This is a genomic window from Mycobacterium interjectum, assembly GCF_900078675.2.
Lineage (GTDB): Bacteria > Actinomycetota > Actinomycetes > Mycobacteriales > Mycobacteriaceae > Mycobacterium > Mycobacterium interjectum.
In genome coordinates this window covers 2,132,151-2,155,768 of the sequence record NZ_LT546237.1, presented here as the reverse complement: position 1 = coordinate 2,155,768, position 23,618 = coordinate 2,132,151, and the positions used below count along the sequence as shown (strand labels likewise).

Genomic DNA, 23,618 nt, shown 5'->3' with positions numbered 1-23,618 from the left:
CTGTCGCCGATCTAGGAGACCCATCTCATGTCCACTTCGGCGCCGCCGTTGGGAGGGCTTCGGGCCGCCCGGCCATTCCCGGAGCGTACCGGTCCCAAGGGCAGCCTGATCTACCGGCTGATCACCACGACCGATCACAAGGTGATCGGGGTGATGTATGTTGTCGCGTGCTTTGCGTTCTTTCTCGTCGGCGGGCTCATGGCGCTGCTGATGCGTGCCGAGTTGGCCGCACCCGGGCTGCAGTTTCTATCCAACGAGCAATACAACCAACTGTTCACCATGCACGGTACGGTCATGCTGCTGCTTTATGCGACCCCGATCGTGTTCGGCTTCGCGAACCTGGTGCTGCCCCTGCAGATCGGCGCCCCCGATGTTGCCTTCCCTCGGCTCAACGCATTGTCATTCTGGCTGTTTGTCTTTGGTGCGCTGATCGCCCTAGCGGGCTTCGTCACCCCCGGCGGCCCGGCGGGCTTCGGGTGGACCGCCTACACCCCGCTGTCCAAAGCCATCCATTCCCCGGGCCCTGGGGGAGACCTCTGGATCCTAGGGCTCATCGTTGGCGGCCTGGGCACCATTCTCGGCGGGGTCAACATGATCACCACCGTGGTGTGCCTGCGGGCCCCGGGCATGACGATGTTTCGGATGCCGATCTTCACCTGGAACATCCTGGTGACCAGCATCATGGTGCTCGTCGCGTTTCCGCTGCTGACTTCGGCGTTGTTCGGTCTGGCCGCCGACCGCCACCTGGGCGCGCACGCGTTTGATCCCGCAAGCGGGGGAGTCCTGCTGTGGCAGCACATGTTCTGGTTCTTCGGGCATCCCGAGGTCTACATCATCTCGCTGCCGTTCTTCGGCATTATCACCGAAGTCATCCCCGTGTTTGCCCGCAAACCGTTGTTTGGCTACCTCACCATGATCTACGCCACCATCAGCATCGGGGCGCTGTCGATCGCGGTGTGGGCTCATCATCTCTATGCCACCGGCGCGGTGCTGCTGCCGTTTTTCTCGTTCGCGACCTATTTGATCGCTGTCCCTACCGGCATCAAATTCATCAATTGGATCGGCACCATGTGGAAGGGCCAGTTGACCTTCGAGACCCCCATGCTTTTCGTCGTGGGCTTTTTGGTGACTTTTCTGCTTGGTGGCCTATCGGGCGTGCTGCTCGCCAGCCCGCCGATCGACTTCCACGTCACCGACACCTACTTTGTGGTCGCTCACTTCCACTACGTGCTGTTTGGCACCATCGTGTTCGCTACTTACGCCGGCGTGTATTTCTGGTTTCCCAAGATGACCGGGCGGTTACTCGACGAACGGCTGGGCAAGTTGCACTTCTGGCTGACGCTGATCGGGTTTCACACAACATTTTTGGTGCAACACTGGCTCGGCGACAAGGGGATGCCACGCCGGTACGCCGACTACTTGCCCACCGACGGATTCACCGCGCTCAACGTCATCTCGACGGTCGGGGCGTTCGTCCTCGGGGTTTCGATCCTGCCGTTCGTGTGGAACGTGTTCCGTAGCTGGCGCTACGGCGAACCAGTCACCGTCGACGATCCATGGGGCCATGGCAACTCCCTGGAGTGGGCCACTAGCAGCCCACCCCCGCGGCATAACTTCACCGAGCTGCCCCGCATCCGCTCCGAGCGGCCCGCCTTCGAACTGCACTATCCGCACATGATTAAACGGATGCGCGCCGAGGCGCACGTCGTGCGCGCACGAGCGAACACGCGATGACTGCGGCTGGAATGTTCACGATTGAGGCGGAGACTCGATTTAACAAATGGGAGGGACTATGAACGGGTACGTTGCTGGCGTCATTGGCGGCATTACCGGCGGACTCGCCATAGCCGCGCTTGGCATGGCCTACGGCGCGGTGAGTGGGCGGGGTCTGTGGAGGCTGCCCAACAGTATCGGCGGGCTCATTCTTGGCCAAAGGCACGCAGACGCAAGGTCGTTTGGAGTGGCCACCCTGGTCGGCGTGGCCCTGCACGTCGTGCTCTCCGCCGCATTCGGCATCGTCATCGTTCTTCTCGCGCAGGATTTCACCCACGCGTACCTGGCAACTGGTCTGGTGGTCGGGGCGGGGCTCTGGCTCATCAATTATGTTGGCATCGGCTCGATTCATCCGGCCGCCCGTGAGGTCGCGAAGTTGAACCCTGTCCCGATCGCGCTCGGGCTGCACCTGCTATTCGGGTTGATTGCCGGCGCGGTCGCCTTCTTAATCCAGCGACCATGAGATTGTCGTCATAACATTGCGGCTGTGCTGGCGGGGTCCAGAACGGGCTCGTGCATAAGCTGCTAAGCCTCTTCCAATGCCTCACCGAGTGATTGAAGAACCTTGTTGTGCTGCGCGTTGGCAAGCGCGTGACCCACGACCAACACGGCGACGACTGGCCATTCCATGATCCCAACTACGGCCAATGCACCGACGCCGGCGTAGAAAGCAAGTTGTTCCGGTGGCGGTACGGTCAGGGTGACGCTCCTGGGCGATGACGGGGAAACCTTGCGCGTGCGCCGAATTCTCGCTTTATTCATCACGCCTCCTGGCCGCATGGCCAACTGGCGAGTCGAACAGTAAATCGCGCAATTGTTTTCGCCCGCGGTTGAGCCTCGAACCGACGGTTCCCTGCCGAGTGTCCGTCATGGCGGCGATCTCCTTGTACGAGTATCCAGCAATGTCGGCAAAATATACGACGATGCGAAACTGCTTGGGCAAGGCCATCATTGCCGCCTTGAGGTAGGGGTTGGGCAGCACTTCGAGCGCCTGGTCCTCGGCTGACCGGAGGCCACCGGCGGTTCGTGCGGCACTGGTCACCAGCTGTCGATCGGTGATCTCACCACTCGGGTGTTGTGCGGGACGGCGCTTTTGCCTGCGATAAGTGTTGATATAAGTGTTGATCATGATCCGCCGCAGCCATGCGTTCAGGTTGGTTCCCGGCTCGAATGCCCGGAGACCGGCATAAGCGTTGAGCACGGTTTCTTGTAATAGATCCTCCGCGTCCGCTCGATTCGACGTCATCCGGAGAGCTTGCCGATAGAGAGGCTCAAGGAGCGGTATGACGGCGCCTTCGAATTGGGCGCTCGACATGCCCTCTGGCGCCCTTGTACATTCTGTGCGCACGCGACTCACGCTATGTTCCTGCCGTCGCGAAAAGCGCAGGCGCGCACCGAGTCTGGGTACCGCTCGCGGAAGTCACGCGCATCTCATGCGAGAGCGGAGTCCAGCCCGGCGTTTCTTCCGGGGCCGATCCCGGCCCGATGCAGTCATTACCGCTGGTACGGTATTTCTTCGCCTCCACAGCTCCTCCGCTCGCTAATCTGGTGCCAGCATCCACCGCCGCGGGGTGAGTGGTCATCACCCGCCGAGGCAATTCATCCGGATGAGTGCCTGCCGCCTACTAGATCAAGTCGGCAAGTCAGGTGCTGTGGCTACCGCTGTAGTGGTGCGCCGGTGGGCTCGTTTCGCCTCGGCCCCCGCGATCGACCGCCGTCCACAGGTCGAACTGTCACCCGGGTGAATGACGAAGGTGGGCGACGACAGTTCACCCCCCGCCGCGGCATGCTCTTGACGTCGACACCCGCACAGCCGTGTTCTGTTGCGTAGAAGCGCAGCAGGAGACTCACGCACCCCAGCGGAACCATGCGCGGACAAGGCTAGTTCAGAAGAGACAACATTGCCCTGAGCAAGGAGGAAATGGTGAGCGCCGCCAAGAGAATGCTGGAGACCTATCCACGAGATTTAGGCCGGATCGATAGAGCCAAGCTGGTCGAATGTATCGACGCCTGTTTCGAATGCGACCAAGCCTGCACAGCGTGTGCGGACGCCTGCCTCAGTGAAGACGACGTCGATCACCTAGTCAAATGCATACGCACTTGCCTTGACTGCGCGGATGTCTGCGCGACAACCGGCCGCGTCTTGTCCCGGCACACGGACTACGACGCCAACTTGACCAGGACGGTGCTCCAAACGTGCGCCACCGCCTGTAAGACAAGCGCAGACGAGTGCGACAAGCACGCGCCGAAACACGAGCATTGCCGCGTGTGCGCCGAGGTATGCCGTCGCTGTGAACGCGCCTGCCGCGACCTCGTCGAGGCGCTGGGTTGAGACAACCAAGCACCCGGTGTGGGCCGCCCAAGGCTGCATGATGTCAACCTCTTTCGAGACTTCGCCGCGCCGGCGTGACCCCTGAAAATGCGGAATGGAGACCACGCTGATGGGGATTTCTGAATTCGATGACGTGCAGGCCCATCTTCTTGAACCCGAAGAAAGCCTGGACTCAGAACAGACCGGCATCGACCTCGACGAGGGCTATTCGCCCCCGGAACGCCCGCGTGAACTGCGGGCGTGGGGTCTCACCGCGAGGGAAGCGCGGACCCATGAAAGTCTGGCGCGGCGGCTGGCCCGCGAGGTGCCCGACGTGACCGATCGCTGGGACGGCGATGGAATCGGTGACACCCCCGACAGCGACGGTGAGCTAATCGACAATCAGGTCGGCGACATGCGCGCGGGTCGGCTCGTCGCCTTCGCCTTGGACGCGACGGACCTGAGTACGGATTACCGAGCCCGCGACGTCGGTATCGACGGCGGCGCGGCCTCGGCCGAGGAAGCCGCCATGCATATCGTCGTCGATGAAGACACCGGCGATGCCGAGGGATGGCGTCTAGCATGACCTACCGTCCGTCCACTCGGTGAATTTGTGCTGTGGTGACCCGCATTGTGATCCTCGGCGGCGGGCCCGCCGGGTACGAGGCAGCATTGGTTGCGGCTGCACGAGGTCCCGCCGTCGCCCGCGTGACCGTCGTCGATTCCGACGGGGTCGGCGGCGCCGCGGTGCTGTGCGACTGCGTGCCATCGAAGACCTTTATCGCCTCCACAGGGCTGCGCACTGAACTGCGGCGGGCAACCCGCCTGGGTTTCGACATCCACATCGACGACGCCGAGATCTGTTTGGCAGAAATCCACCAGCGGATCAAGACGCTCGCTGCCGAGCAATCGGTGGATATCACCGCCCAGCTGCTGAGCCTGGGTGTCGAGTTGATCGCGGGACGCGGTGAGCTCGTCGACGCGTCTCCCGGTCTGGCGCGTCACCGCGTCGAGGTGACCGCGCGCGACGGCAGCACCACGATCCGCGATGCCGATGTGGTATTGATCGCCACCGGCGCCAGCGCCAGGATCCTGCCGTCGGCGCGCCCCGACGGCCGGCGCATCCTGACCTGGCGCCAGCTCTATGACCTGGACTCGCTGCCCGACCACCTCATCGTGGTGGGTTGCGGGGTGACCGGCACCGAATTCGCCAACGCCTACACAGAACTGGGTGTGGCGGTGACGCTGGTAGCCAGCCGCGACCGAGTATTGCCGCACGAGGACGCCGACGCCGCGCGGGTGCTCGAGGAATCGTTCGCCCAACGCGGCGTCAAACTGATCAAACAGGCCCGGGCACAATCCGTCAGGCGCACCGACGACGGGGTGCTAGTGACAATGGCCGACGGCCGCACCGTCGAGGGCAGCCACGCGTTGATGACACTTGGGTCAGTGCCCAACACCGATCGGCTAGGTCTACAGCGGGTGGGTATCGAACCCGGGCCGGGCAACTACGTTGTCGTCGACCGGGTATCGCGGACACCCGTCGCGGGCATTTACGCCGCGGGGGACTGTACTGGTCTTCTGCCCTTAGCCTCGGTTGCCGCGATGCAGGGCCGCATCGCGATGTATCACGCGCTCGGTGAAGCCGTTAATCCGCTGCGGTTGCGCACCGTCGCGGCGACGGTGTTCACCCACCCCGAGGTCGCGGCGGTCGGCGTCCCGCAGACCGCGATCGAGGACGGCTCGATTCAGGCCCGCGTTGTCATGTTGCCTTTGAAAACCAATGCGCGGGCGAAAATGTCCGAACTGCGGCAGGGCTTCATCAAACTATTTTGCCGGCAGGACAGCGGCGTCGTAATCGGTGGCGTGGTGGTCGCGCCGATCGCTTCGGAATTGATACTTCCGATCGCGATGGCTGTTCAAAACCGGATCACCGTCGACGATTTGGCGCAGACGCTTGCGATCTATCCGTCGCTGTCCGGCTCGATCACCGAGGCGGCCCGCCGGCTGATAGCCCGCGATGATCTGAACTGATGCACGGTGGTGGTTGATGCCGCATCGTGTCGCTCGACAAGCGATTGCCATCGTCGGACTGCCTGCGGCCCTGTGGTGGCTGCAGCCGTGGAAGTTGTTGATCAGGACCATCGCCGATGAAAGGCTGCCGCCTGGAGCGCAGACCACCAGGTGTGGAGAATTCACCGGCCACATCCACCGAACCAGCGGTGCTGCGCGCCTGGCAACCCAAGTTGACGGGGCACAGATTCTGCGGCTGGAAAATCGACATACCACTTTCGGACCCCGACTGCGCGTATGGCTCAGCGATACACCGGTCGACCATGCCAAGTTCCCATGGCGAAAGGTGGGCCGCAGCAACCACATAGACCTCGGCCGCCTACGCGCCAACCGGGGTAACGCTGTCTGCGCCGTGCCCAATGGCGCCGACAGCGACGCACTCAGCAGCGTAATCCTGTGGCGCGAGCGCTTCAGTGTGTCCTTCGGTGCGGCGCAACTGCGACCCGTGATCCAATGAGTCGCTTTCGCCGAAGGTTCCCCGAAGCGTGCGTCATTCAGTGCGCCCGGGCAGCCCATGCGATGCAGCCGGTCGCAGCGCGAGCGTTATCACCCGGGTGAATCGTGCTCACGGGTGGTGACAGATGGATCAGGGTCGGGCGATGCTCGTGCGGGAGATCTCCACAGCTGTCTACGACGCCGCGGTCCAATACGTCGTGGTCACCAAATACCAAACAGGAGAAGCGATATGAACGCGGTCCCACTTCACCGTCCAGCGGAGAAGCCGGCGCCGGTCACCTCGGTTGTGATCGTCGGCAGCGGGTTCGCCGCTTTCGAGTGCGCACGCGGCCTGGCCCGACGGTTAACCAGGGCGGACGCCTCGGATGTGAGGGTGACCATTGTTTCGCCGGTCGATTACATGCAGTACACTCCGTTGCTGGCTGACGTGGCCGGCGGGCTGGTCGACCCGCGGTTTGTCTGTATTCCGCTGGCCGGCACGCTCAAGGGCGTGCGGGCGGTACGCGGCTGCGTCGATACCGTTGACTTCGATCGGCATTTGCTCTCCTTCACCGATCCGGAGGGCCGAGTGCGGACGCTGTCGTGGGATCGGCTGGTCTTGACGCCAGGCTCGGTGACGCGGCTGTTCGATACGCCCGGTTTGGCCACCTACGCGCACGGGATGAAGTCGACGGCCGAAGCGCTGTATCTGCGTGATCATGTCATCGAGCAGTTGGAACTGGCTCACGTCGACGAAAACGAGGCGCGCGCGGCCGCGCGGCGCACGATTGTGGTTGTCGGTGCGTCGTATTCCGGTTCCGAATTGACGGCGCAACTGCGCGCTCTCGCCGACGCAGCGGCGAAACAGATCGGCTTCGATCGGGCTTCGGTGCGGTTCGTTCTGCTGGACTTGGCCGACCGCGTCATGCCCGAGCTCGGCCAGAAGCTCGGCGACGCGGCGATGCGCGTGCTGCGCTCCCGCGGAATCGACGTGCGGTTGCGCACGACCGTGGCGGAGGTCCACGCCGATCATGTTGTGCTTAACGATGGTTCGCGCGTCGACGCTTACACGGTAGCGTGGGTGGCTGGCGTGGCCCCGTCACCGCTGATCGCCACGCTGGGCTTGGAAACCGAGCGGGGCCGACTGAAGGTGCAGACCGATTTGCAGGTGCCAGGTCACCCCGACGTATTTGCCGCGGGCGACGCCGCCGCCATCCCGGACCTAACCCAGCCCGGCAAAATCGCCCCACCCACCGCCCAGCACGCGACCCGACAGGGTAAGACGTTGGCCCGCAACGTCGCCGCGAGTCTCGGCTACGGCGAGCGGAAGGACTACCGCCACAGCGACAAGGGTATGGTCGTCGACTTGGGTCCGCGCTACGCCGTCGCCAACCCCCTAGGCGTGCACCTATCGGGCTATCCCGCCAAACTTGTCGCCCGCGGCTACCACCTCTACGCGATTCCCCGGCTCGTCAATCGCTGGGCCGTCGCACTCGCGTATCTCACCGACGTCTTCTTCCCACGCACCGTGTTGTCAATGGGATTCGTTCGCGGTGCCGACGCCCAATTAGCGGCCGGCGAAGTCGTCCAGCTAACGAAGGCGGCAGGGGCAGAATGATATTTTACGAACAGCGTGGTGAACACCGATGAGTATCGTCAACAAAGGCTTTCGCAGACGAAGCGGTGAGTCGGCCCGCGAGCTGCCGCCCGGACAACACCTGACCGCGGACTTCCCTGTCCTGCAAGCGGGACCGACTCCGCGGATCGATCTTGATGACTGGCGATTCACCATTCGCGACGAGCTGGGCGCCGAACACTCGTGGAGCTGGGCCCAGTTCAAGCTCCTGCCCAGTGAGCGGCTCACCGTGGACATCCACTGCGTCACCACGTGGTCCAAGCTGGATACCGAGTGGGAAGGCGTCTCCCTGGATTCACTTTTCGAATCAACCGACACCGCCGCCGAATTCGCACTGATCCGTTCCTACGGCGGTTACAGCACCAACCTCCCGCTGCGCGATCTTCGCGGAGGAAGGGCATGGATCGTCCACGGCTACCAGGGCGCCCCGCTTAGCCCGGTGCACGGCGGGCCGGCACGGCTGCTGGTGCCGCACCTGTATTTCTGGAAGTCCGCGAAGTGGGTGAGATCGATCGAGCTGCGAGGCAGCGACTCACCGGGTTTTTGGGAACGATTGGGCTACCACAATTACGGGGATCCGTGGCGAGAACAACGCTACGCCGGAGATTGACGACGGCGAGGGAGTCCATATGAACGCGGTGTTGCGCTGGACGGTCGCGCGCGTGGTGCACTCGGAACCCGAAACCGAGACTGCGCAGACGATCGGGCTGACCGTACCGGGCTGGGGCGGCCACAAGGCGGGCCAGCACATTGATCTCAAGCTGACCGCTGAGGACGGGTACAGCGCGCAACGCAGCTATTCACTGAGCAGACCGGCCGACGGCGAGCGCATTGAGCTCACGGTGCAGCAGATTGTCGACGGGGAAGTCTCGCCCTACCTCACCGGACTTGCTGCCGGGGACGAGATCGAACTCCGCGGACCTATCGGCGGCTGGTTTGTCTGGCGGCCGGACGAGGAGGCCCGGGTTCTGCTCGTCGGCGGCGGGTCGGGCATCGTCCCTTTGATGGCCATGTTGCGTCAGCGGGCCAGAGGCGGCTCTGCGCACTTTCGGCTTGTCTACTCGGTTCGCAGTCCCGCTGACGTGTACTACGCCCAAGAGCTGGCTTGGCNGTCGGGCATCGTCCCTTTGATGGCCATGTTGCGTCAGCGGGCCAGAGGCGGCTCTGCGCACTTTCGGCTTGTCTACTCGGTTCGCAGTCCCGCTGACGTGTACTACGCCCAAGAGCTGGCTTGGCTCGAGCGTGCATGTGACTGGCTGCAGGTCGCGCTGGTCTACACCCGCGTGGCCGCGCCGCAGACCACCCGGCCGCCCGGCCGGGTCCGCGCCGCTGACCTCGCGCCGACGGAGTGGGTGCCCACCGACGGTTCGCGCGTCTACGTTTGCGGCCCAACAGGATTTGTGGAATCGGTGACCAGCACGCTGGTCGAGCAGGGCTATCAGGCCTCAGCCATCCGGACCGAGCGGTTCGGACCGAGCCAGTTACTAAGAAGCGGGGAATGATGACCGAACCAACGCACGTCGACGGCAACGCCGCCGGCGGTGCCTTCTCGGAGGTGCTGGGATTCGATGTCACCACCGCGATGCTGACCTGCGCCGGATGTGGTCGTGCCGAAGCCTTCGCCGAGAGTCATGTCTATCTTCGCGGGCCCGGCATCGTCGTGCGGTGCGCTGGCTGCGGGGACGTCCTGGCCCGGCTGGTCCAAACGCCCACCGACGTGTGGCTCGACCTCCGCGGCGCCCAGTCCTGGCGTGTCCCGATCCCGGCTCAGTGATGTCTTCGCCAACGGCGTCATGGCCGACCACCGCCACCGGCAACCGATCACTGCACAGCTGGTGGCCGTCCAGCCTCGTTCGACGCCGCGCGCCGCGCGATCGAAATCTCCGCTCAGAAAGCACATCGACCGTTAAGGACAGGCACGCATGGACCGAATCTTTGATGTCCTGATCGGTAATCCGCCCGGTGCCGTCGATGCTGCCATCAAAACCTCGGCGCTGTTCCTCACGGCCGCGATCCTGTTTCGTTTCATGGAGCGCCGCACCCTCGCCGAATTCGCGCCGTTCGATTGGATCGCTGCGGTCGCCGCCGGAGCCATCGTCGGCCGGGCTGCTACCGCCAGCGATACGTCGTGGCTCAACGCGACCGCGGCGCTCATTTGCCTCCTCACCGCCCACGCGGTACTAGCGAGATTGCGCTTTGTTCCGGGGATTCGACGTTTTATCGATCCGCCTCTGATAGTGCTGATCCGCAACGGACACGTCGACCGACGCAACCTTCGTCGATGCGGACTAACCACTGCCGATCTCGAGGCTGTGCTACGACAGCACGGACACGAAAGCGCCGATCGTATCCACGTCGCGATCCTCGAAGCCAAAGGCGCGATCTCCATCCTGTTAGAGGATGGGAGGGTCGCGGGTCCCACCGCCGCCGCCCCGGATGCGCTGGTGGGAAGGAAGTGCCAGTGACACACGGGGCCGGAGGTAAGCCATTCACCGGTGGGCAAATGCCGCCCCACGACGGTGGCCGCGATCCGGGGCCGGCAAGGAATTCACTCGTTGAGCTCGCTCGTCGGGTCCGTACCGCGGACGTCGTGGACGCGATGGGACGACTGCATCGACATCGCAGCGATCTGCTCGATCTGGTGAGTCCCACGCCCGGCCGCCTGCTTTTTGGGCCGGCCGTGACCATCTCCTACTTCCCGACCTGCCGAACCGCGCTGCCGCCCGAACGCTACAACTTCAAGCGGCTCTTCTATGAGGCCATCGCCGACGGCGCTGAAGGATGTGTCCTCGTCTTGGCCAGTAACGGATACACCGACACCTCGCTTGGCGGCGGAACGAAGTTGTCGCGTGCCCAAAACCACCGGCTTGCAGGCATCCTCACGGACGGTCGACTTCGTGACTTCGCTGAACTCGGGCAATCCGACCTAGCCATCTATTGCCGAGGGGAAGCAACGCGCTGGGGTGGTGACGTTGTCACCCCCTTCGAGGCCAACCGCTCGGTGGTCCTGGCGGGGGTGGGGATCCATGCCGGCGACTACATCTTCGCCGACCACTCGGGCGCCGTCGCCATACCCGCCAACGACGTGCGAGCCGTCCTTCACGGCGCCTGCCAGGTCACCATGGAGGACGCGGAATCGATCGCGACGATCCGAAACGAAACGCCATCCACGTCGTCGGGCAACGCTGAACGCTGAGCCCCTCGGATGAGGCGTCAACGCCCGACCCGTTACACACACCGGCTCGTCTAGAGGTACTCGCGAAGCTCGTTGAGCAGGGTCGACTTTGCACGCGCACCCACCAGGCGGGTGGTTGGCATGCCGTCCTTGAAGACAATCATGGTGGGGACCGACACCACCTGAAATCGTCGAGCAGTCAGCGGGTTTGCGTCCACGTCAAGCTTCGCCACGGTCAATCTATCTCCGTGGTCATTGGCGAGCCGTTCAAGGATGGGTGCGACGGCGCGACACGGACCGCACCACGGGGCCCAGAAATCAACCAATACCGGTGTGAGACTTGAGAGGACATCGGTGCTGAACGAGGCATCGCTCACAGTGATGGGCCGCGGCTGGGTCATGAGGGCATCTTTCCTTTCGTGGCAATGGGATCTGTTAGAGCACAGTGTGGTTGGCTCAGCCAACGCTGCGCATCGAGTGCGGCCGCGCAGCCGCTGGCCGCGGCGGTGACTGCTTGTCGGTAGCGGCGGTCGATCAGGTCGCCGGCAGCGAAGACGCCCTCCGCGGAGGTACGTGTCGTGTCGCCTTTGGTCAGGATGTGGCCACCGGCATCGAGGTCGACGAGCCCGACCAAGCGCTCTGAGCACGGCGTCTGGCCGACAGCGACGAAGACGGCCGCGACCGCGATGGTGAAATCGCCGGGGTGGCTCGTGTTGCGCATGCGGACCCCGCTGACACATTGGTTACCGCGTAAGGCCAGCACCTCGGTGGATGTCAGGATCGTGACGTTGGGACGATCCCGCAGGCGCGCAACGGCGATGGCCGATGCGCGCAGTCGGGGGCGTTGGTGGATGAGGGTGACGTGGCGGGCCAGCGGCGCAAGATAGAGCGCCTCTTCAACGGCGCCGTCGCCGCCGCCGATGACGGCGACGTCACGTCCGGTGAACCGTGCGCCGTCGCGCTTCGCGCTGGTGCTCACGCCGTGGAGCGCGCGTTCGCCGGGTAGGTGGAGGGTCCGGGGGGCCGAGCCCATGGCAAGGATCAGGGCCCGGCCGTGGTGCTGAGTGTCGCTCATGCTGACCGTTATGGGCTTGTCGCCGGGGTCTGCTGCACGAGTAGGTGACACCTGAGATGGCTTGCCCCTGTGGGGTGGGCTGGAAGGATGTCATTGTGCCCAGGCCGTATCCCCGTGAGTTTCGTGACGACGTCGTTCGGGTCGCCCGCAACCGTGACGACGGCATCACCCTTGAGCAGATCGCCGCTGACTTCGGGGTGCACCCGATGACCCTGTCGAAGTGGATGCGTCAAGCCGACGTCGATGACGGTGTCAGGCCGGGCACCAGTACCAGCGAATCGGCGGAGCTGCGGGATGCCCGCCGCCGAATCAAGCTGTTGGAGCAGGAGAACGAAGTCCTGCGCCGAGCCGCGGCCTATCTGTCGCAGTCCAATCTGCCGGGAAAAGGCTTTACCCGCTCGTGAAAGAGCTCGCCGCCGAGGGGATCCCTGTCGCGGTGACGTGCCGGGTCCTCAAGCTCGCCCGCCAGCCCTACTACCGATGGCTGGCCAATCCGGTCACCGACGCCGAGTACGTCGAGGCGCATCGGGCCAACGCCTTGTTCGATGCCCATCGCGACGATCCGGAGTTCGGCTACCGGTTCCTGGTGGCCGAGGCCGGCGACGCCGGCCTGCCGATGGCCGAGCGGACCGCGTGGCGGATCTGCTCGCACAACGGTTGGTGGAGTGCGTTCGGCAAACGCAAGCGCGGCAAGAACGGCAAGGTTGGCCCACCGGTCCATGACGATCTGGTGGGCCGGGATTTCACCGCTGATGCGCCGAATCGGTTGTGGTTGGCCGATATTACTGAACACCGCACCGGCGAGGGCAAGCTCTACGTCTGTGCGATCAAAGACGTGTTCTCCAACCGCATCGTCGGCTACTCCATCGACTCGCGGATGAAGTCCCGACTAGCCACCCAGGCCCTCAGTAGTGCGGTGGCGCGCCGCGGTGATGTCGCCGGCTGTGTGGTTCACAGCGACCGCGGCAGTCAATTTCGAAGCCGGAAATTCGTTCACGCCCTGGGCCGCCATGACATGGTCGGCTCCATGGGCCGCGTCGGGGCTGCCGGCGACAACGCGGCCATGGAGTCGTTCTTTAGCCTGCTGCAGAAGAATGTCTTGGACCGCCGCCGCTGGGACACCCGCGAGCAGCTGCGCATCGCGATTGTCACCTGGATCGAACGCACCTACCACCGCCGACGCCGGCAAGTGAGTCTTGGCCGGTTGACGCCCATCGAATTCGAAGCAATCATGGCCACACCGGCCCATCAGGCCGCGTCACCGAAACTGTCACCTATCCGTGCAGCAGACCCCCGAGACCGAATCTGTCGACGTAGCCGGGGCGTAATTGGGCGCCGAAGTGCCGTGCTTGCCGCCGCATCGCGTCGGCCAGCGCGGGACCCGAAACGAACGGGCCGACACCGGGGTAGTTGTCCACCGGCCCGGCGGCCGAGAGGGCGCCGCCGGGCTGATTGCCTTCAATGACAAGGGTGTCCAGCCCGGCTCGCGCCGCGTAGATCGCCGCCGCGTAGCCGGCGGGTCCTGACCCGACGATGATGACGTCACGAACCCGGCTCGCTGTCGGCGTCACAGGTTGATGGCATGGCCGGTCAGAGCGTGGAAGCATTCTTGTAGTCCCTCGCCGAGCGTGGGGTGGGTGTGAACGTTGCGCGCGAGCTCCGTGGCGGTCAGGTCCCAGAGTTGGGCGGCGGTCAGTTCGGGGAGTAGCTCGCTGACTTCGGCCCCGACGAGGTGAGCTCCGAGCAGCTCGCCGTGCGCAGCGTCGGCGATGATTTTGATGAAGCCGGCCCGTTCGCCCAGGCCGTGCGCTTTGGCGCTGGCCTGCATGGGAAACGTGGCCACACGAATATCGCGGCCGCTGGCGCGCGCCTGGTCTTCGGTGTAACCGAAGCTGGCGACTTGGGGTTGGCAGAAGGTAACGCGTGGCATCATGCGGTAGTCCAAGGGCATGGTCGGGGAGCCGGCGATAGTTTCGGCGGCGATGACTCCCTGGGCCGAGGCGACATGGGCGAGTTGCACTTTGGCGGTCACGTCGCCGATCGCGTAGATGTGGCTAGCCGAAGTGCGCATGTAGTCGTCGATGTCGATTGCCCCGCCTGCAGTGAGGTGCACGCCCACCATGTCGAGGCCCAGATTTTCGACGTTGGGGCAAAATCCGATGCAGATGAACGCACGGGCGGCGTCGACTGTGGTGGTGTGGCCGTCGCGATCAGCGTGGGTAACGGTGATGTGGTCGCCGTGGTCGGTCACCGAGTCCACCCGGGTGTTGGTCTGGATTGGGATGCCGCGGCGTCGGTATTGACGGGTCAGTTCCTTTGAGACGTCAACGTCTTCGTTGGGGAGTGCGCGATCGGCGTATTCGAGAATTTGGACGTCGACGCCGTAGCTGTTGAGGATGTACGCGAATTCCATGCCGATTCCGCCGGCGCCGATGATGACGATGGACTCGGGTGTTGTTGCGTCGAGGATCTGCTGCTCATAGGTCACGATGTTTTCGCCGAGGGTGACGCCGGGCAGCATCCGCACCCGTGACCCGGTGGCGATGATGGCGTTGTCGAAGCGGAGGCTGGTGATACCGCCGTCACATAGCTGTACGTCGAGTGTGTGGGAGCCGCTGAAGCGGCCGCGGCCGTCGATTTCGGTGATCTTGTTCTTGCGCATCAGGAAATGCACACCTCGGACCCGCGCGTCGGCGACTTCACGGCTGCGTGAAACGGCGCGCGCGTAGTCGAGCTTGATGTCACCGCAGATACCGAACTCGTCTGCCTGATGGGTGAGGACGGAGGCGATCTCGGCGTTGCGCAGCAAGGCTTTTGACGGAACGCATCCGGTGTTGAGGCAGACTCCGCCCCAGTAGCGTTCTTCGACGATGGCGACGGTCATGCCGAGCTGGGCCGCGCGGATGCCGGCGACGTATCCGCCCGAACCGGCGCCCACGACCACCAGGTCATAGTGGCGGGGGACTGGTGTGCTCATCGCTCGGTGCCTCCTCGTTGGTCTTGGCCAAACCCGACACGAAGTGCTCGACGACTACGACATTGCGAGCAACTTCAGCACCGACGCGCCCGGTGTGACAGCGGATATAGGTCGAACCGGGCACATCGGCGCCACCGCCGACAACCACGTTTGATCCCGCCGCCAACAGGTCACCAGCCAGCGAGCCCACAGCCGCGTGAGGACCGCGGTGGGAACCAAAAAAGACAGCGGTTAGCTTCGCGTTTGCGCGCCGCACGAGGTCGCTTCGGCGTTCTCCTACGACAAGGCCCTCGGCGGCGATCTCTGTCGCCTCGTTTGTCAGCAGCGCCGCGTATAAAGCGACGGCAGCGTGCTCGCCGTGCCCGACGTACGCTAGCCGCGAGTCCTCCTGGGCCACAACACGGGTCGCTACTTCGCGAAGTTTCTCGGGCAACGTCGTGGTAGCGACAATTGGCGCGGTACTAGAGACATCGTCATTGTCTTCGTTGAGAATCATCGAGGCGACGTAGTCGTGGACTATCAGAGCGTTCAGAAATCCCTTCGGGCTGCCCGATGTCCGGCTACGCAGCAGAACTTCACAGTCAGCAACCGCGGCGAGGGGACTGGCCGGGTCGTCGGTGATCGCCAGCACCGCTGCTGGTCTCATGGTCCGGAGCCCATCGGCCAAAGCGCGTACCTGCCCGCCCGAGCCCGACCGCGACGTGACGACCAGCAACGAATCGGAGGTGACCAGTTGCGGATTCTCTAACAGATTTTCCGTATCGACCCACGACGCGGCCTTGCCGGCCGCAACGAGCCGCCGCCAGCTCGGTAGGGCCGCAAAGTGCGATGCGCCCGTACCAGTGAGGATGACGTGCCGCTGGTGATCGCGGACTAACGGGTAGAAGCCAAGCGAGATCGGTGCCTGATCGAATTCGAGCAACGATCGAGCTTGAGCCCCGGCATCGACGCGAACGGGTACGCGGCTTGTGAGCCGCTGGCGCGGCAACTGTCTATCGCAAAGCAGCAGTGCGGTGCTCGGGTTCACCGGTCAGTGCCCCTTTGGTCGTTCGACATGATTGTGGTTCTCCACGGTGCCCGGCCACCCCATCGGCGGCCCACGGCAGCCTTGCCCGTGGGCCGGCCGCTCGCGTGCCAAGGGCCTGCAACGTTGTGTCGACTATCAGCGTGCTTCCGAGCCGGGTGAGATGTCATCACCCCGATACCGATTCACCCGGGTGAAGACCGCCGAGGGGCGTCGGTTCGCGCGGTGTACACGGCGTTTTTCTATTCTGTCCCAACGTTTTCCAAAACTACTGCCACTGCCTGCCCCGAGCCGATGCAGACCCCAATCAGGCCATAACGGGCGCCTCGTTCATGCAATTCGGTCGCCAGTGTCAACAAATAGCGAGTTCCCGTGGCCCCGAAGGGATGCCCGATCGCGACCGCGCCACCGTTGGGCGTCAGCTTGTCATCGGGCACCACGAAACCGCCCAGCTGGTTTGGCAATTCCCGCAGCACGCCAAGCGCCTGAGCGCTGAACGCCTCGTGCACCTCCCACACGTCGATCTGCTCGGGGGCAAGTCCTGCCCGGCGGATCGCGGCCGGCATCGCCCATGCAGGAGCCACGCCCATAATGAGAGGGTCGATGCCATAGACCGCGCTCGATACCACTCGGGCCAACGGCTCGACCTCGAGTTCCCTGGCGCGCTCGCCGGAAGCGATGACCACCGCACTGGCACCATCACTCAAAGGTGAGGAGTTGGCCGCCGTCATCTGGGTTGTCCCGGGCTGGGCCGGTAAGGCCGCCAGCGCCTCGGCGGTGGTGTCATCGCGGATGAACTCGTCATGTTCTGCCACCCGGGCGGGTACCTTCTTCGTCGCGGGGATCGTCACCGGCATAATCTCTTTGGCTAACCGGCCTCGATCACGGGCAGCCCTGGCGTGTTGCTGGGACCGCAGCGCGAAGGCATCGATCTCCTCGCGATTCAGTGCGTAGCGGTCCGCGACATTCTGCGCGGTCTCGATCATGCTGATGTAAGCGTTGCGGGCCAGCAACACCGGGTTGGGCGGACCTCCAGCGCCGCTCCACATGGTGTCGAGCATGAGAACCGGACCGCGGGGACTAAAGGCGCCGTCGCCCTTCATCAGTGCCCACCCAGATCGAGACATCGACTCGACTCCACAGGCGATACCCAGTCCGAGGTCGCCGGCCTTGATCGCGTGGCTAATGGTCACCGCCGCGCTTAGTGACGATCCGCAGAATCTGTTCACCGTGGATCCGGCCGCCGTGTCAGGAAATCCGGCAGCCAACGCTGCCCACCGGGCGACGTCGCCCATGCCTTCGTGAGCAGGGTTCACGCAACCCGCCACGATGTCTTCCACGGCATCGAGCGGCACACCGAGCCGGTCGCAGGCGCCCTTCATCGTCATACCCAGCAAGTCATCGGCCCGAATACCCGACAGCGTGCCGCCATAGCGGGTGAACGGGGTTCGCACACCCCCCAAAACATAAGCCTCAGTCATCGCCGACCACCTAAACCGCGTCGGACTGCTGCATCCGAAACTCCATCTTGGCGAGCATCGCTGGTCTGCGCGTTGCGTCGATCGCGTCTGCCAGCAGCCACAGCGCCAAGCCGATGAGCGCAATGTCCTTCATCAAGAATTCCCCGTCGGCGGACAAAACGGGAAATCCACCAGCAGACGCCTCGCCGACGCCGGGGGTCGTGACCATGAAACTCAGCGTGGTCACGAAGAAGAGCGAGGCGAATATGCCGCCCACCACGGAAGCCTTCGGGAACCACGGCTTGACGGCCAGCAGTGCTGCAGTAATCAATTCTATTGATCCATTCAATCGACCGAAGGCGTCGATGGATATGAGGTTGTAGAACCAACTCAACAATGGGCTATTGGCCACCCAATGTGAAATGCCATGGGATTCATAGGAAGTGAACTTCATGGCGCCGAACCATGCCAGAACGATGACCAGACCATAGCGTGCGATCAGCGGCGCGATGCTGGTCGTTGGAGACTTTCCTGGACCATCGGTCAACATGGTGGCCTCATTCTGTGACATGCGGTCTCCGTTCTGCGTGTGTCGTTTCACCGCATGGCCGCTGCGCCTCGCCGTCGTTGGCGGCGTAGTTGTTCGAGGCGCCGACCCTGGCGGTTTGCGGTCGCGGCTCTGATCAAGGACCACCATCTGTGCGCAAGGGGTGAGTTGTCCTCATCCGCGCACCGAATTCACCCGGGTGATAGACGCCCACGACGAAACGGATCTTGCACACAGATCGGGTCGGCGCAGGCGCACCACTACGGCAGCCTCAACTCGGCAAGAGGCTGTCGGCGAGGAGCGCGAAATCGCCTGTGACCCAAGGGACGCCCCACACCCGCAAGAATCATTCCCGAAGATCACCGTCGACGGCGTGCTCGGCCGTGATTACCGAGTGCGCGGAAGCGTTCGACTACCTGGATGCGCTTCGTCCCACTGCGCATCGATGCGGGTCACGCGGCGATTCTCAGTGACGAGCCACAGCGCTCCGGCGACCGCGCCGAGAAGGGCGATGAGCACCGTGGTGGAAAGCCATTCATAGTGGCGGTAGGCGGCGGTTGCCGCCACGCTGATCAGCGCGACCGTCGCAACGACCAGCAGGATCAACCCCGGCCAGAAGAAGTTGTCCTTCATCGCGATACCCGCGTGCGGTTGCGTGGTCCGGGAGTGATCCGTCGGATCGTCGTGCGTGTCTCCCATTACCGCTCCTTCCGTCGTTGGACGAGATGTCAAAACTTTCGCTCGGTGCGCAGATCCGGGCGAGATGCAGAATGTCGACACGAACGACCGACGCACATCCGTCAGCACAGGCGTGTATGTGGTCTGGTCAGGTCGCGCCGGCACCGCCGTGGATGCGCAGCTCGGGCAGCGCAATTGCCCCAATCGTTGTCACAAGCCACACCACAAGCGTCGTGGCCAGCCAGGATGCCATGCCGACAATGTTGAGTCCGTGCGTCAATACCGACGCGATGATCAACGCGACGATCGTCAGTGCCAAGCCGGTACCCCCAAGGAGCAGCGACGCACACCCATGGGGCAGCTTCAAGATGGATAAGGACATGATCGCCTGCGTTACCGCGAAGATCGCGACGGCGACGATGAATCCCGGTACCGACAGCGAAACTCTGGGGACGATCCAAGCCGCAACCAATAGTCCGATCGCCCACGATGCCAGAAGCACAACTGCACGCAGCAGGATTGTGACGGCCGAAGCCAGAGTTGAGACGCTGTCTGCTGGGTGGTCAACTGTTGTTGCCATAGGCACATCCTGGCCATGCTCGGGGTGAGTTGTCATCACCCGGGTCAGCGACTCACCCGGGTGATTAACGGGAAGCATTCTCAGATGCGACGATTCGTGACCGGCCACAACCGGCGTGGCGCGCGAAGGCGCATTACAACAAGCCGAGTTCTCGCGCCCGGCTGACTGCCGCCCCACGGTGCTCAACGCCCAGCTTGCGGTACACGGCGCGCTGGTGAGTCTTCACGGTATTGAGCGAAACGTATAACCGCTGACCGATTTCACGTCGCGATAACCGGGTGGCGAGCAGGCGAAGAACCTCAAGCTCCTTGGGGGTCAGGTCCTCACCGATCGCGCTCCCCTGCGGGCGCGAAGTCGCTACAACTGTGTTCCGCTCGGCCGAAGGGAGCAGCGCCGCGGCGAGGCCGGCGTCCGCGCAGTCGCGCAGCAGGGTGCCGACCTCCTCGAGGAGGGCCTTGGCGGTCTCGTGGTCGCCGAGACGCTCGACGATCTTCGCCCGGACCGACAGCGCCTTGGCCACCTCGAGGATCGCTCCACCTTGGCGCGCGGCCACGACGGCCATGTCGGCGGCGGCCACCGCCGCCGCCGCGTCACCGCGCTGACGGAGGAGTTCGGCCGTGGCAAGCGCAAGCATCACGTCCACGAGGTGTTCCGGATCAGCCAGGTCCCGGGAGCTGCCGGACGCCCGGCGGATCTGACGTTCGGCGTCCGCGAGCTGGCCATGTTCGGCTGAAATCAGCGCCAGGTGGCCCAACGCGTAGTTGCGGGCGCGACGATCGCCCTCCTTCTCGGCCAGCTTTACGGCCTGCCGGAAGGCGGCTTGCGCCTCGCGGGTGCTGCCCGAAAAGTACAGCGCGGATCCGTAGATGCAGTAGGCGGTGGATTGACCCAGCGGCGCTTCGGCGAGATCGAGGGTGATCGCCCGGCGAGCCGTCTCGAGCGCCGCGGCGACTTCAGCCGTCTTGAACGAGTGAACCGCGCGCAACACGACGACTTGAGCGCCGATGGTGCCACCCTCTGCGGCGTCGCCCGCGGATCGGGTCTCGACTGCCTCGATCCACTCGGCGGCGTCGTCGAGTTGACCGACGCTCAGGGCGATCCAGGCGCGGGCCATGCTCAGCCGCGGATCCTGTAGAACGGTCTCCTCGGGAAGCAGATCAAGCAAGCTGGAAACGGTCGACACGCCGCCCCCGTTGATTTCGTCGGCCCAGTCCGCGGCGATCAGATTGGCACTGCGCCCGATGTCACCGCCGGCGACGAGGTGGCGGACCGCCTCATCGATGAGACCCTCGGTCTCGAACCAGGCCGCGGCTCGTCGGTGCAGGTCGGCCATCAGATCGGGCTCGGTGCGACGCAGCTCGGCGCGCAGCAACTCTGCGAACAGCTGGTGATACCGATACCACTGACGCGACATGTCCAGTGGTGCCACAAAAAGGTTTTCGCGTTCGATCTCCTCCAAGACCGACGCCGAACCAGACGTTTGCAGCATCGCGTCGCACAGCGCACCGCTGAGCCGTCCCAAGATCGCGGTACGTAGCAGGAACCTGCGGAGGTGCGGTGGCTGACCGTCGAGCACTTCGGCCATCAAGTAGTCGACGATGTGGCGGTTATCGCCCGCGAACGTCCTGATGAACCCGGCGGCATCAGCACGCCCGGCAAGCGAGAGTGCGGCAAGGTAAAGGCCGGCAGCCCACCCCTCGGTGCGTTGGTGCAACAGTTGGATATCTGCGGGGTCCAAGTCCAGCCCGAGCACATCATTCAGCAAGTGGTCCGCCTCAGTAGCCCCGAAACGTAGATCGTCGGTGCGCATCTCGGCAAGCTCGCCGCTGGCCCGTAGCCGAGCCAACGGCAGCAAAGGATCCGATCGGGTGGCCAATACCAAGTGAAGACTCGACGGCATCCGGCCGATAAAGAATGCAAGCTGCTCATGGACCGCTCGACTTACCACCAGGTGATAGTCATCGAGGATGAGCACCGTGGGGCTAACGATCGTGTCCAGCTCATTGAGCAGGGTCGGTAGAACGACCTGCAGTGGGTCTGCGCCAATCGTTAGGAGTTCGACCGCGCGAATCCCCGCCCCAGGATTGGTCTTCTGCAGCGCGGCGACCACGTACATCCAAAACCACACCGGGTCGTTGTCGGAGGGATCAAGCGACAGCCAGCCGAATCGCTGGTCCTCGGCCGCACCCCGGGCCCACTGCGCCAGCAATGTCGTCTTGCCCCAGCCTGCCGGCGCACTCAATAGGGTCAGCTTGCAGTGGCTGCCCGCCGACAGTGCGTCGAGCAAGGCGGTCCGCTGAACGAGTTGGGCCCCGATGGCCGGGACGTGCAGCTTGGTGGCGAGCAGAACTGCTCGCGCGGCGGCTTCTCCGACGCCGCTGTTGCTGCGTCCGGCTGAGCCGGTCATGTCCGGCCTCCGCGAATCCGTTGGACCCAGCGGCAGAGCGGGAAAACTCGGCGTCGACGACTCGGGGGTGGGCGCTGGCGTCTTGGCATCCCAGTCGTTCTCTGCAGGGTCGGCCGGGCTCGTTCTGCCCGGCAATCGCGGTGACCCTATTGAATCAGATCCGTTCTGCGTAATGACCTCAGGTGCGCGCCGTCCTTGCCCGTTTCGGCTGGCGGGTCCCAGCGCCATCAGCCCAATTGCTTTCTCATGATCCGCGCTCACGCTGTGCCCGCTCACCGCATTCTCCTCTTTTTGCATCGACGTATTGGCTGCTGCGACTCATCACACCGCGGCGCGCGCGTAGCGAGCGTCTCAACATGAGGTGAGTGAGCGTCTCAAAGTGAGACGCCGGGGGGCGCCGGCCGGGCGGCCCGTCGTCGTCTCCGGCGTTCTCATGGTCGTCGGGACACCAAGACGTACCCACTGACGCCGAACACCACCGGCGTCATCATCAACATTCCAAACACTGTGCTCATCATTGTTCTCTCGATTCCTCTGTGCCGTTGCTCTCCGGCGCCGGTTGTTGAGGGGCGGCGGTCGCACCGATCCAGAACTCAATGACTACGTTGGCAGCGCGGCACCGCCGACACCATCGCCCAACGGGTGATCTTTAGGACCGGACCGGTGTATACCTAGTGGCCTTGATATTTGACGGACTGGTTAATCCGAGCGCGGCGCATGAGTTGGGTCAGTTGAGCGCCAGACGTGATGTCGAGCTTGGCGAACGCGGTCGTTGACCGATCGTGAATCCCGCCACCGGCCGACCGCGAAGGTCGCCAGCAAGATTGCGGTGAGTGACATGATCAAAGTCAATGCTGGCCAAGGATTCTCGTTTAAGAAGAACGTCGCCGGCGAAAGGAACGGCGCGAATCCAGAGGGATCCATGGGGTCAGCGAGTGCGCTGATGTGGTCGGCCGGCTGCGGCGGGGCCGTCACGTTGAGTTCTTGCTTGGAATTCGGTGGGCTGAGACGCGATCACCGCAGCCCCAGCCCGCCGAACGGTCAGATAGCCGACGACGCTCGGCTTCAACGGAGTCAGTGAGACGCCATCGGTCGTGGCAACAATGCGGCTACCGGCCACCGGTCGACGTGCGCCGGACGTTCGCCGACGTCTCCGTCGCGGTGATGGCGGCCGTGGCGTCATTGCCTTGTTACCAGACAACATTTCGGGGGACAGGATTCCGGCCGACCTGGCTTTGCGGAGTTGCTGGTCCGGCGAAAGGGCTGGCGTGACCGGCGGTCATCTTGACACCATCGCGTACCCAGCGACACCGAACGTCACAGGCACCATCGCCAGAATTCCATAGGCCGCGTTCAACATTGCTCGCTCATTCCCTTTGCGTGCTCACCGGCGCGGTGTGTGGTCCTCTGCCGTCGCTTTGGTGAGAACGTGATTGGTTGTCGACTACCACGGTCGTCGTGCTGGCG

General features: G+C 63.9%; 24 protein-coding genes and 1 pseudogene. 13 read left to right on the top strand and 12 right to left on the bottom strand.

What is annotated here, in order from left to right; translation table 11 throughout:
* Window positions 1-27: 27 nt before the first annotated feature.
* Window positions 28-1,734, top strand: a complete 1,707-nt coding sequence (gene ctaD, locus BN4348_RS44775; protein ID WP_066913917.1) for an aa3-type cytochrome oxidase subunit I — start codon at window positions 28-30, stop codon at window positions 1,732-1,734.
* 226 nt (window positions 1,735-1,960) lie between these two features.
* The gene (locus BN4348_RS59570; protein ID WP_142308714.1) at window positions 1,961-2,236 is read left to right on the top strand and encodes a hypothetical protein; all 276 of its coding nucleotides are present in this window, start codon (window positions 1,961-1,963) and stop codon (window positions 2,234-2,236) included.
* Window positions 2,237-2,298: 62 nt separating this feature from the next.
* Here BN4348_RS59570 and BN4348_RS60055 read toward each other — a convergent pair whose 3' ends face one another.
* Window positions 2,299-2,535, bottom strand: coding sequence for a hypothetical protein (locus BN4348_RS60055; protein WP_084454238.1), 237 nt, complete (start codon window positions 2,533-2,535; stop codon window positions 2,299-2,301).
* A complete protein-coding gene (locus BN4348_RS44765) occupies window positions 2,528-3,088 on the bottom strand; it encodes a sigma-70 family RNA polymerase sigma factor (RefSeq protein ID WP_066913912.1) in 561 nt (186 codons plus the stop codon). Before BN4348_RS44765 ends, BN4348_RS60055 begins: the two co-directional genes overlap by 8 nt.
* A gap of 627 nt (window positions 3,089-3,715) precedes the next feature.
* Between BN4348_RS44765 and BN4348_RS44760 the strand changes: the two genes are divergently transcribed.
* The 10 genes from BN4348_RS44760 (at window position 3,716) to BN4348_RS44715 (ending at window position 11,424) form a co-directional block, all read left to right on the top strand.
* The gene (locus tag BN4348_RS44760; RefSeq protein ID WP_211145809.1) at window positions 3,716-4,105 is read left to right on the top strand and encodes a four-helix bundle copper-binding protein; all 390 of its coding nucleotides are present in this window, start codon (window positions 3,716-3,718) and stop codon (window positions 4,103-4,105) included.
* Between the two features lie 94 nt (window positions 4,106-4,199).
* Window positions 4,200-4,670, top strand: coding sequence for a DUF5709 domain-containing protein (locus tag BN4348_RS44755; RefSeq protein ID WP_066913911.1), 471 nt, complete (start codon window positions 4,200-4,202; stop codon window positions 4,668-4,670).
* A gap of 32 nt (window positions 4,671-4,702) precedes the next feature.
* On the top strand, window positions 4,703-6,118 hold the full coding sequence (locus BN4348_RS44750; RefSeq protein ID WP_066913909.1) for an NAD(P)H-quinone dehydrogenase: 1,416 nt from the start codon (window positions 4,703-4,705) through the stop codon (window positions 6,116-6,118).
* A gap of 16 nt (window positions 6,119-6,134) precedes the next feature.
* On the top strand, window positions 6,135-6,614 hold the full coding sequence (locus tag BN4348_RS44745) for a DM13 domain-containing protein (protein WP_084454237.1): 480 nt from the start codon (window positions 6,135-6,137) through the stop codon (window positions 6,612-6,614).
* Between the two features lie 228 nt (window positions 6,615-6,842).
* Window positions 6,843-8,210 carry an NAD(P)/FAD-dependent oxidoreductase gene (locus BN4348_RS44740; protein ID WP_066913908.1) on the top strand — a complete coding sequence of 456 codons (1,368 nt, stop codon included), beginning with the start codon at window positions 6,843-6,845 and terminating at the stop codon, window positions 8,208-8,210.
* 28 nt (window positions 8,211-8,238) lie between these two features.
* The gene (locus BN4348_RS44735; RefSeq protein WP_066913907.1) at window positions 8,239-8,838 is read left to right on the top strand and encodes a sulfite oxidase-like oxidoreductase; all 600 of its coding nucleotides are present in this window, start codon (window positions 8,239-8,241) and stop codon (window positions 8,836-8,838) included.
* Window positions 8,839-8,857: 19 nt separating this feature from the next.
* Window positions 8,858-9,730, top strand: coding sequence for an FAD-binding oxidoreductase (locus tag BN4348_RS44730; protein ID WP_066913904.1), 873 nt, complete (start codon window positions 8,858-8,860; stop codon window positions 9,728-9,730).
* Complete coding sequence (locus BN4348_RS44725) at window positions 9,727-10,002, top strand: DUF6510 family protein (protein ID WP_066913900.1); 276 nt, start codon at window positions 9,727-9,729, stop codon at window positions 10,000-10,002. Before BN4348_RS44730 ends, BN4348_RS44725 begins: the two co-directional genes overlap by 4 nt.
* 148 nt (window positions 10,003-10,150) lie before the next feature.
* Window positions 10,151-10,693, top strand: a complete 543-nt coding sequence (locus tag BN4348_RS44720; RefSeq protein WP_084454236.1) for a DUF421 domain-containing protein — start codon at window positions 10,151-10,153, stop codon at window positions 10,691-10,693.
* 125 nt (window positions 10,694-10,818) lie between these two features.
* Window positions 10,819-11,424, top strand: a complete 606-nt coding sequence (locus BN4348_RS44715) for an RraA family protein (protein ID WP_264034751.1) — start codon at window positions 10,819-10,821, stop codon at window positions 11,422-11,424.
* Window positions 11,425-11,474: 50 nt separating this feature from the next.
* Here BN4348_RS44715 and trxA read toward each other — a convergent pair whose 3' ends face one another.
* Together trxA and BN4348_RS44705 are read right to left on the bottom strand one after the other, a co-directional pair.
* Window positions 11,475-11,804, bottom strand: coding sequence for a thioredoxin (trxA, locus tag BN4348_RS44710; protein ID WP_066913896.1), 330 nt, complete (start codon window positions 11,802-11,804; stop codon window positions 11,475-11,477).
* Window positions 11,801-12,529, bottom strand: coding sequence for an NAD(P)/FAD-dependent oxidoreductase (locus BN4348_RS44705; protein WP_264034752.1), 729 nt, complete (start codon window positions 12,527-12,529; stop codon window positions 11,801-11,803). Before BN4348_RS44705 ends, trxA begins: the two co-directional genes overlap by 4 nt.
* 44 nt (window positions 12,530-12,573) lie before the next feature.
* On the opposite strand from BN4348_RS44705, the pseudogene BN4348_RS44700 reads away from it, so the two are divergent.
* A pseudogene (locus tag BN4348_RS44700) lies at window positions 12,574-13,736 on the top strand (IS3 family transposase); the annotation flags it as partial.
* 16 nt (window positions 13,737-13,752) lie between these two features.
* On the opposite strand, the gene BN4348_RS62180 reads toward BN4348_RS44700, so the two are convergent.
* The 8 genes from BN4348_RS62180 to BN4348_RS44660 all read right to left on the bottom strand — a co-directional run bounded on the left by BN4348_RS62180 (window position 13,753) and on the right by BN4348_RS44660 (window position 22,151).
* A complete protein-coding gene (locus BN4348_RS62180; protein WP_142308713.1) occupies window positions 13,753-14,085 on the bottom strand; it encodes an FAD-dependent oxidoreductase in 333 nt (110 codons plus the stop codon).
* Window positions 14,046-15,455 (bottom strand): dihydrolipoyl dehydrogenase, encoded by a 1,410-nt coding sequence (gene lpdA / locus BN4348_RS44690; RefSeq protein ID WP_066913892.1) that lies wholly within the window; start codon window positions 15,453-15,455, stop codon window positions 14,046-14,048. The genes BN4348_RS62180 and lpdA overlap by 40 nt, the downstream gene beginning before the upstream one ends.
* On the bottom strand, window positions 15,427-16,377 hold the full coding sequence (locus tag BN4348_RS44685; protein WP_066913890.1) for an SIS domain-containing protein: 951 nt from the start codon (window positions 16,375-16,377) through the stop codon (window positions 15,427-15,429). The genes lpdA and BN4348_RS44685 overlap by 29 nt, the downstream gene beginning before the upstream one ends.
* Before the next feature lie 344 nt (window positions 16,378-16,721).
* Window positions 16,722-17,960 carry a thiolase family protein gene (locus tag BN4348_RS44680; protein ID WP_066913888.1) on the bottom strand — a complete coding sequence of 413 codons (1,239 nt, stop codon included), beginning with the start codon at window positions 17,958-17,960 and terminating at the stop codon, window positions 16,722-16,724.
* Window positions 17,961-17,970: 10 nt separating this feature from the next.
* On the bottom strand, window positions 17,971-18,510 hold the full coding sequence (locus BN4348_RS44675) for a YkgB family protein (RefSeq protein ID WP_066913887.1): 540 nt from the start codon (window positions 18,508-18,510) through the stop codon (window positions 17,971-17,973).
* Window positions 18,511-18,873: 363 nt separating this feature from the next.
* Window positions 18,874-19,185 (bottom strand): protein UsfY, encoded by a 312-nt coding sequence (gene usfY, locus BN4348_RS44670; protein WP_211145726.1) that lies wholly within the window; start codon window positions 19,183-19,185, stop codon window positions 18,874-18,876.
* A 127-nt stretch (window positions 19,186-19,312) separates the two neighbouring features.
* Entirely contained in the window at window positions 19,313-19,744 is a 432-nt protein-coding gene (locus BN4348_RS44665) for a hypothetical protein (RefSeq protein WP_084454242.1), read from the bottom strand.
* 133 nt (window positions 19,745-19,877) lie between these two features.
* Window positions 19,878-22,151, bottom strand: a complete 2,274-nt coding sequence (locus tag BN4348_RS44660) for a LuxR C-terminal-related transcriptional regulator (protein WP_066913884.1) — start codon at window positions 22,149-22,151, stop codon at window positions 19,878-19,880.
* Window positions 22,152-23,618: the final 1,467 nt, after the last annotated feature.

Excerpts from the sequence above, each read along its gene's own strand:
- ctaD (WP_066913917.1), top strand. The coding sequence starts at position 28 with ATGTCCACTTCGGCGCCGCCGTTGGGAGGGCTTCGGGCCGCCCGGCCA.
- BN4348_RS60055 (WP_084454238.1), bottom strand. The coding sequence starts at position 2,535 with ATGAATAAAGCGAGAATTCGGCGCACGCGCAAGGTTTCCCCGTCATCG.
- BN4348_RS44765 (WP_066913912.1), bottom strand. The coding sequence starts at position 3,088 with ATGTCGAGCGCCCAATTCGAAGGCGCCGTCATACCGCTCCTTGAGCCT.
- BN4348_RS44760 (WP_211145809.1), top strand. The coding sequence starts at position 3,716 with ATGCTGGAGACCTATCCACGAGATTTAGGCCGGATCGATAGAGCCAAG.
- BN4348_RS44755 (WP_066913911.1), top strand. The coding sequence starts at position 4,200 with ATGGAGACCACGCTGATGGGGATTTCTGAATTCGATGACGTGCAGGCC.
- BN4348_RS44745 (WP_084454237.1), top strand. The coding sequence starts at position 6,135 with ATGCCGCATCGTGTCGCTCGACAAGCGATTGCCATCGTCGGACTGCCT.
- BN4348_RS44740 (WP_066913908.1), top strand. The coding sequence starts at position 6,843 with ATGAACGCGGTCCCACTTCACCGTCCAGCGGAGAAGCCGGCGCCGGTC.
- BN4348_RS44735 (WP_066913907.1), top strand. The coding sequence starts at position 8,239 with ATGAGTATCGTCAACAAAGGCTTTCGCAGACGAAGCGGTGAGTCGGCC.
- BN4348_RS44725 (WP_066913900.1), top strand. The coding sequence starts at position 9,727 with ATGATGACCGAACCAACGCACGTCGACGGCAACGCCGCCGGCGGTGCC.
- BN4348_RS44720 (WP_084454236.1), top strand. The coding sequence starts at position 10,151 with ATGGACCGAATCTTTGATGTCCTGATCGGTAATCCGCCCGGTGCCGTC.
- trxA (WP_066913896.1), bottom strand. The coding sequence starts at position 11,804 with ATGACCCAGCCGCGGCCCATCACTGTGAGCGATGCCTCGTTCAGCACC.
- BN4348_RS62180 (WP_142308713.1), bottom strand. The coding sequence starts at position 14,085 with ATGCTTCCACGCTCTGACCGGCCATGCCATCAACCTGTGACGCCGACA.
- lpdA (WP_066913892.1), bottom strand. The coding sequence starts at position 15,455 with ATGAGCACACCAGTCCCCCGCCACTATGACCTGGTGGTCGTGGGCGCC.
- BN4348_RS44680 (WP_066913888.1), bottom strand. The coding sequence starts at position 17,960 with ATGACTGAGGCTTATGTTTTGGGGGGTGTGCGAACCCCGTTCACCCGC.
- BN4348_RS44675 (WP_066913887.1), bottom strand. The coding sequence starts at position 18,510 with ATGTCACAGAATGAGGCCACCATGTTGACCGATGGTCCAGGAAAGTCT.
- usfY (WP_211145726.1), bottom strand. The coding sequence starts at position 19,185 with ATGGGAGACACGCACGACGATCCGACGGATCACTCCCGGACCACGCAA.
- BN4348_RS44665 (WP_084454242.1), bottom strand. The coding sequence starts at position 19,744 with ATGGCAACAACAGTTGACCACCCAGCAGACAGCGTCTCAACTCTGGCT.
- BN4348_RS44660 (WP_066913884.1), bottom strand. The coding sequence starts at position 22,151 with ATGACCGGCTCAGCCGGACGCAGCAACAGCGGCGTCGGAGAAGCCGCC.